The sequence below is a fragment of the Methanosphaera sp. DEW79 genome (assembly GCF_003266085.1).
Taxonomy (GTDB): Archaea; Methanobacteriota; Methanobacteria; order Methanobacteriales; family Methanobacteriaceae; genus Methanosphaera; species Methanosphaera stadtmanae.
The window spans coordinates 1-6,214 of the sequence record NZ_MUZW01000051.1; the positions used below are offsets into that span (position 1 = coordinate 1).

Below are 6,214 nucleotides of genomic sequence, written 5' to 3' on the forward strand. Positions count from 1 at the left end.
AGATCATAATGAAATTGAAATGTATATTCTACTGTTTCTACTATTTCTACTGAGTAGAAACTATTATATTTACCAAAGTAATATATTACAATAAGGAGGTTTTAACTATGGTTTTAATTAAATCAATAAAAGTAAGTGAAAAAACTCATAAATTATTAACTAAAATTTGTCCTAAAAATAAATCATACAATGACATAATATATAATGCATTAATTCAACAATACACAGAAAAAGAATACCTAACTGACGAAGAAGCTGAATATTGCAATAAAATGATAGACCAATTCGAAAAAGGAGATAATACTGATACATACACAATAGATACTGATAATTTAGATAAAGAATTAGATGAATTGGAAAAACAAGGTGTACTATGAATTACATACTACAATACACTAAACACGCCTTAAAAGACTTGAAAAAAACAAAAAAGAAAAACTTACACGATTACAATAAATTAAAAGAAGATTTAGAAAAACTAAGACAAAATCCCTACACCTCAGCAAATATTAATATAAAAAGTTCTAAATGTCCCAGATGTAAACGTATGAAATCAGGAACGCACAGGATAATATATTATATTCATACTACTAAACCAATAATAGAAATAGTAATGATAATTGAACGAAAAAAGAACTACAGAGATTTTTAAAAAAAATATTTTATGATCTTCAAAAAAATAATTATTTTCATTCAAAAAAATAAGTTAGTGCTGAAGTAATTAAATTATTGAAAAATAGGAGTGGTGGTTATATCGTGTTAGTTAATTGAAATGTGTTTTTAATTCTTTTAAAATATGCTGTAAAATATAATCCTGTTGTTTAACATCATTACTTAAACCATATTCTTTAATAATATCTTCTTTCAATAGAATAAGATCATAATGAAATTGAAATGGGAATATTTATCTTGCATTACAAGGTATTATTCAAAAATAGAAAAAGATCATAATGAAATTGAAATGTAGGGTTATAACATTTCTTTTTAGTTATTTATTACAAATAGAATAAGATCATAATGAAATTGAAATTTAAATACTACTACCTACAGAAATAATATTATGAAAAATAGAATAAGATCATAATGAAATTGAAATTGTTGTCTTATTGCAGTAAATACACTTTGAATTAAAAATAGAATAAGATCATGTGAAATTGAAATAGTATTTAATATAAATAATAACTATTTGTTAATAAAATAAGAATAAGATCATCTTGAAATAATTTTTAATAGAAAAAGTGTATTTCATGGGAAAAATGGTATTTTCTCCCATTACTATTTTTTTTAAATTCCTTAGTCATTGAATTTTCCTAGGAATTCTTTTATTCTTGGATTGTTTGATTGGAATACTTCTTCTGGTGTTCCTTGTTCTTCTATGTATCCATTTTCCATGAATATTATGTTGTCTGCTACTTTTTTTGCAAAGTTCATTTCATGTGTTACTATTACCATTGTCATTTTTTCACTTGCAAGATCTTTTATTACTTTTAGTATTTCTCCTGTAAGTTCTGGGTCCAGTGCAGATGTTGGTTCATCAAAGAAGAGTATGTCTGGATTCATTGCTAGTGCTCGGGCTATTGATACTCTTTGTTGTTGTCCTCCTGATAATTCACATGGATATGCATCTTTTTTATCTGGTAGGTCCATTTTTTCAAGTAGTGCTTCTGCTTCTTTGTATACTTCTTCTGGGTTTCTTTTTTGTACTTTTATTGGTGCATTTGTTATGTTTTTCATGACTGAGTGGTGTGGAAATAGGTTGAAGTTTTGAAATACTAATCCAAATGTTCCATCGAAGTTTATTTCTCCACTATCTGGTGTTTCTAGTTTTGTTATACACCGAAGAAGTGTTGATTTTCCACTTCCTGATGGTCCTATTATTGCTAGTACTTCTCCTTTTTCTACTTGTAAGCTTATATCTTCCAGTACTGTGTTTTTGTTAAAGCTTTTTTTTAGATTTTTTATTTCTAGTAGTGTCATGTTTTTGCCTCTATTGGTAGTAGTTTAGTTTCTTTTCTAGTAATTCCATTATAAATGCTACTATTGCATTTAGTATGTAGTAGAATATTCCTGCTATAAATAGTGCTAGTATTGATGCTTCTGATGCTGCTACTTGTTTTGCTACTGTAAAGAGTTCTGGTATTGCCAGTACAAATGATAGTGATGTGTCTTTTACTAGTGTTATAACTTCGTTTGTTATTGATGGTAGTACTATTTTAAATACTTGTGGTAGTATTATTATGAAAAATGTTTCCATTTTTGTATATCCCAGTATTTGTGCTGCTTCATATTGTCCTTTTGGTATGGATTCTATTCCACCTCTGAATATTTCTGCAAAGTATGCTGCATAGTTTATTATGAATGCTATTAGTACTGCTATTAGTCTGTAGCTACTGGATGTACTTACTCCTAGTATGTAGTATGGTCCAAAAAATACCACTATTAACTGTAGCATGAGTGGTGTTCCCCTCATTACTGAGATATATATTCTCATTATCCATTGTATGGGTTTGATTTTACTCATTCTTCCCCATGCTACTACTAGTCCTAGTGGTATTGCAAATAGTAGTGTTAGTATAAAAATTTCTAGGGTGGTTATTAATCCACCCATTAGTTCTGTTAGTACTGTTGTTAGTAACATTTTAGATACGCCTTTCTAGTTTGTGGTGTTGGTTGTTGTGTTGTTGTTTTTTATAAGTGATCCTGGTACTCCATAGCTATCATATTTACTTGCTATTTTTGCTATTGTTCCATCTGCTTCCATTTCATCAAGTGTTTGTTGTATTTTGTCTCTTAGTTGTTCATTTCCTTTTTTAAATCCTATTCCATATTGTTCTGAGGATATTTCTTCATCTAGTATTTTATAGTCACTTGGATTACTTTTGGAGTTTACTTGGTATTGTGCTACTCCTATATCCATTGCTACTGCATCACATGTTCCTGCATCTAAGTCTAAAAATGCTGTGTTGTAGTCGGCTATTTGTACTAGTTGTTTGAATGTGTCTGCTAATGGTTTTTGATCTCCTTCTAGTGCTGATAGTGCTGAGGAATCTTTTTGTGTTTCTACTTGTTTTCCTTTAAGGTCACTTAGTGAGTTTATTCCTGAGTTTGATTTTGTTACTATTACTTGTTTGTTGTCTATGTATGGTTTTGACCAGAGGTATTTGTCTTCTCTTCCATTTATTGTGAATCCATTCCAGATACAGTCTATTGTTCCTGAGGATAGTTCACTGTCCTTTGCATCCCAGTCTATTGGCTGTTTTACAAGTGTCCAGTTGTTTCTGTTACATACTTCTTGTGCTAGATCTAAGTCAAATCCAACATATTCACCGTTATCATCTTTATATCCGTATGGTGGAAATTCTGAGTCAAATCCTACAACTAATACATTGTCGTTTGGACCTGTATTTCCATTTGTGTTAATTACACCAGTAAATACTAGTACTGCTGCAATTATTGCAATTAGCACTATTACTCCTGCTATAATCCCTATTTTTTTATTCATTAATTTAACGCTCCACTTTATTAAAATATATTAAATTATTTTTTACATGCTAATTGTAGGTAAAAAAAGGTATAATATATATTATTCTATTTATAGTTTCCTATATTTATTTATATGTATATGGTCACTGATAGTGATATGTGTATTGTTTGAGTGTTTGTGGGATTTAATAAATTTTAGGGTGTGTGACAATTATTTTATCCTATAAAAATAGATATATTATACAAAACAACACCAAATATTTGATAAACATAGTAACAAGAAATCATGATACAAAAAATAGTATTGTAAGTTTTCTTTAACTAAATAAAAAAAAAGAAAAAAGGATAATTTATCCTTCCATATAAATTAATCCAATACCTCTATACATTAATAAAAATGTAACTGTATTATAAATTAATGCCATAATAGGTATAGGAATATATGCATCTATGAAAACACCAATAAAAGTAATTATATTACTAAGTATTCCTAATATAATGAAAAATATTGTATATTTTCCCACACCAATACTTTTAATTTTATTATATAATTCTTTGATATTGAGTCCTTCCATAATACTTCCAGTTTCTGCAAGACGTGCTTGTGCAATGTAATTAAAATACATACTTATAATTAAAAGTACTACTGCTATGAGCATACAAACAACAAAAGCTATTCCTAAAGACATTACTACATCCCTAGGTAGTGCTTGCATTATCACATCAGCTGATGTTCCAACAGGATATTTTTCTGCAACAAGAGCTAGTTTGTAGAAATTAGAATATAATCCTAATGGTATTGCTATTATTATAGTAATAATAATAGGTACCAATGCATATACCATAGTTAAAATATAGTTTCTTAGTCCATCAAGAAAATTATTCTTAAGATCTAGTTTAGGTATTTCATTTGAATTTTTAAGTGTAGATTCAATAATAGAAATTCCAATACCATATATTAAAATAGTAATTATTAGTACTAATAGTAAACTAATTAGAGAACCATTTCCATTATCAATATTACTTAGAAAAGTACTGACAAAACAAAGTACTGCTATGATTATAATAGATTTTCTATTATGTTCTTCCATAATATAATTAAATACTTCTTTAAAGATATCTGATACATCCATAACTCTTTTCCTCCTTTTATTTTTATTATTAATTTATAATTTGTTTAATATAAGTTATATAGTTGTTGATAAATAAAAACAGGAATCAAAAAGAAGTTTAAACTTAGAAAAATATAATTTAAGACTAAAAAAAGAAAAAAAGAAGTATATTTATTATCCTTCCATATATATTAAAGCTGCTAGTCTAGCTGAAAATATTGATGTGAATGAAACTATTATAAAGTAATATATGTAGACTCCATATATAGGTATTACTACTACAAACATTCCAAGAACCAATGATATAAACATTATAATAGCATACATTACAAGACATGTTAAAAATTTACCTAATCCTATACGTCTCATTTTATTAAACAATGCTTTTATATTACATCCAGCCATAATACTTCCAGTTTCTGCAAGACTTACTTGAGCCAAGANGAGTAATACACCAAATAAAACCATTACACTACCAAGACTAAATTCAAGAGCTTTAAATGTCTCTGGAGGTATTGATTGTAGTACAAAAAATGTTGGATAATTACTAGGCATAGAACTTAGAATTGATGTAACCTTAGCAATATTAGAATATAAACCAAGTGGTATTGCAAGTATCAATGTAATTATTATAGCAATTAAGACATAAAAAATTGTTATAATAACCTTTTTAATTCCATTAAGAAGATCTTTTTCTAAATTAAACTTTGGAATTGTATCATTTTTATTAAGTGTTGTTTTTGAAATTGAAACCATGAATCCACTTAATATAAGTTGAATTATAACTGAAACTAACAAAGTAATTATTATGATACTAGTATTACCTGCAAGATAATTAACACTCATATATGAACCAAATTGTGATATAAACAACAATATCGCATATACTACTGCTATCATAAACCATCTTTTATAGTTGTCAATTGGATAGTAGAATGCATCCCGTATAATATCCGATATTTCCATTTTATCCTCCTTTTATATTTTTTTTATTAAAATTAAACTAATTAATAATTTATTTAAAATTCCTATTATAATTTTTGGTAATGAATAACAAAATAAGCAATTATGAAATACATTTCTAAAAATAGGCATAGTCATATGCTTTTAATACTAATTGGAGAAAATGTTTTTATCCATGTATTTAAAATAGTTGATATATATCATGTATCTGATTTTTAGAAAAGTAACTGATTTTCAAATTACCTAAAAGATTATATTAAATAAGTTAATTATATACACCCAATTAAACTACCATAAATATACATCCAACCAACTATCATAAATACCTATTTTTAATACTTTACATGTATATAATCCATGCATTATTTTAGTATTTTCATTAACTTCTAAAAAAGAATATATTACCTTTTTTTCTGGAAAAAGATTTCCATTTAATAAAAAAAGTAGATTAACTAAATATACTAGTAGAAATCATCTATGAAGGAAACTATTTAATGAACTTATTAAACACTTGTTGATGCCTTTAAATATACCCTGAAAAATCCTAAGGTATGGTTATTAATTGGCTTATCTTATCTAGCATACCTGATAATTATCTTGGTTTTGGTGGAGATGGAGTTGTTATGATTTGTGCTGTTTATAGTGCTGTTATATAT

At 27.0% G+C, this 6,214-nt stretch carries 7 protein-coding genes and 1 CRISPR repeat array; of the genes, 2 read left to right on the forward strand and 5 right to left on the reverse strand.

The window, feature by feature from the left end:
- Window positions 1-107: 107 nt before the first annotated feature.
- Together BZ132_RS04555 and BZ132_RS04560 are read left to right on the forward strand one after the other, a co-directional pair.
- Window positions 108-377, forward strand: a complete 270-nt coding sequence (locus tag BZ132_RS04555) for a hypothetical protein (RefSeq protein WP_011406543.1) — start codon at window positions 108-110, stop codon at window positions 375-377.
- Window positions 374-652 (forward strand): type II toxin-antitoxin system RelE/ParE family toxin, encoded by a 279-nt coding sequence (locus BZ132_RS04560; protein WP_011406544.1) that lies wholly within the window; start codon window positions 374-376, stop codon window positions 650-652. The genes BZ132_RS04555 and BZ132_RS04560 overlap by 4 nt, the downstream gene beginning before the upstream one ends.
- 213 nt (window positions 653-865) lie before the next feature.
- Window positions 866-1,227: direct repeats of the CRISPR family, unit length 31 nt; unit sequence AAATAGAATAAGATCATAATGAAATTGAAAT.
- Window positions 1,228-1,293: 66 nt separating this feature from the next.
- Here BZ132_RS04560 and BZ132_RS04565 read toward each other — a convergent pair.
- The 5 genes from BZ132_RS04565 to BZ132_RS04585 all read right to left on the reverse strand — a co-directional run bounded on the left by BZ132_RS04565 (window position 1,294) and on the right by BZ132_RS04585 (window position 5,561).
- Window positions 1,294-1,977 carry an amino acid ABC transporter ATP-binding protein gene (locus tag BZ132_RS04565; protein WP_011406545.1) on the reverse strand — a complete coding sequence of 228 codons (684 nt, stop codon included), beginning with the start codon at window positions 1,975-1,977 and terminating at the stop codon, window positions 1,294-1,296.
- A gap of 10 nt (window positions 1,978-1,987) precedes the next feature.
- Complete coding sequence (locus tag BZ132_RS04570) at window positions 1,988-2,638, reverse strand: amino acid ABC transporter permease (RefSeq protein WP_011406546.1); 651 nt, start codon at window positions 2,636-2,638, stop codon at window positions 1,988-1,990.
- 15 nt (window positions 2,639-2,653) lie between these two features.
- Window positions 2,654-3,502, reverse strand: a complete 849-nt coding sequence (locus BZ132_RS04575) for an amino acid ABC transporter substrate-binding protein (protein ID WP_011406547.1) — start codon at window positions 3,500-3,502, stop codon at window positions 2,654-2,656.
- Window positions 3,503-3,833: 331 nt separating this feature from the next.
- Window positions 3,834-4,616: a DUF4013 domain-containing protein gene (locus BZ132_RS04580; RefSeq protein ID WP_286940584.1), complete on the reverse strand. Its 783-nt coding sequence runs from the start codon at window positions 4,614-4,616 to the stop codon at window positions 3,834-3,836.
- A 153-nt stretch (window positions 4,617-4,769) separates the two neighbouring features.
- Window positions 4,770-5,561, reverse strand: coding sequence for a DUF4013 domain-containing protein (locus BZ132_RS04585; RefSeq protein ID WP_286940585.1), 792 nt, complete (start codon window positions 5,559-5,561; stop codon window positions 4,770-4,772).
- Window positions 5,562-6,214: the final 653 nt, after the last annotated feature.